The sequence below is a fragment of the Streptomyces sporangiiformans genome (assembly GCF_005768555.2).
GTDB classification, from domain to species: domain Bacteria; phylum Actinomycetota; class Actinomycetes; order Streptomycetales; family Streptomycetaceae; genus Streptomyces; species Streptomyces sporangiiformans.
Window position 1 is genome coordinate 1 of the sequence record NZ_VCHX02000090.1, and the last position, 1,073, is coordinate 1,073.

Consider the following 1,073-nt stretch of genomic DNA (forward strand, 5'->3'; position numbering starts at 1 on the left):
TGGACACCCAACGAGCACGGCGGACGCGAGAACCTCGACGCGGTCGCCTTCCTGCAGGAGATGAACGCGACCGTGTACCGGCGGAATCCCGGCGTCGTCACGATCGCCGAGGAATCGACCGCCTGGGACGGCGTCACCCGGCCGACCTCCGACGGGGGACTTGGCTTCGGACTCAAGTGGAACATGGGCTGGATGCACGACTCCCTGGTCTACGCGTCGAAGGACCCCGTGCACCGCAAGTACCACCACAACGAGATGACGTTCTCGATGGTGTACGCCTACAGCGAGAACTACGTCCTCCCGATCTCGCACGACGAAGTCGTCCACGGCAAACAGGCATTGGTGTCGAAGATGCCGGGCGACTGGTGGCAGCAGCGGGCCAACCACCGCGCGTACCTGGGCTTCATGTGGGCCCACCCCGGCAAGCAACTCCTCTTCATGGGCCAGGAGTTCGCACAGGGCGGGGAATGGTCGCAGGAACANACTCCTCTTCATGGGCCAGGAGTTCGCACAGGGCGGGGAATGGTCGCAGGAACACGGACCCGACTGGTGGCTGCTCGATCCGTCGTACGGGGCGGAGCCGGACCATCGTGGGGTGCGGGACCTCGTCCGCGATCTCAATCGCCTGTACGCGGCCACGCCCGCCCTCTGGGAGCGGGACACGGTCCCGGCGGGCTTCTCCTGGGTCGTGGGGGACGCGGCGGAGGACAACGTCTTCGCGTTTCTGCGCTTCGACGCGGACGGCGCTCCGCTGCTGGCCGTCTCCAACTTCTCGCCGGTGGTTCGGCATGAGTACGCTCTCGGCGTGCCGGAGGGCATCCCGGCCTGGAGCGAGGTGCTGAACACCGATGCCGCGCGGTACGGCGGCAGCGGTGTCATCAACCCGGCCCCCCTCAAGCCGGACGCCCAGGCCTGGCACGGCCGCCCGGCCGGCATCCGGCTGACGTTGCCCCCGCTGGCGACGGTGTGGCTGCGCCCGGCGTAGGCCTACCCATTCCCATCCCCTGGGGCTCCGCCCCAGACCCCGCTCCTCAAACGCCGGAGGGGCTGATTTTCAGCCCGTCCGGCGTTTG

At 68.2% G+C, this 1,073-nt stretch carries 2 pseudogenes; both read left to right on the top strand.

The window, feature by feature from the left end:
- Window positions 1–482: pseudogene (locus tag FGD71_RS48680) on the top strand (1,4-alpha-glucan branching enzyme); the annotation flags it as partial.
- Window position 483: 1 nt separating this feature from the next.
- Window positions 484–985 (top strand): annotated as a pseudogene (locus tag FGD71_RS48685) (alpha amylase C-terminal domain-containing protein); the annotation flags it as partial.
- Between the last annotated feature and the right edge of the window lie 88 nt (window positions 986–1,073).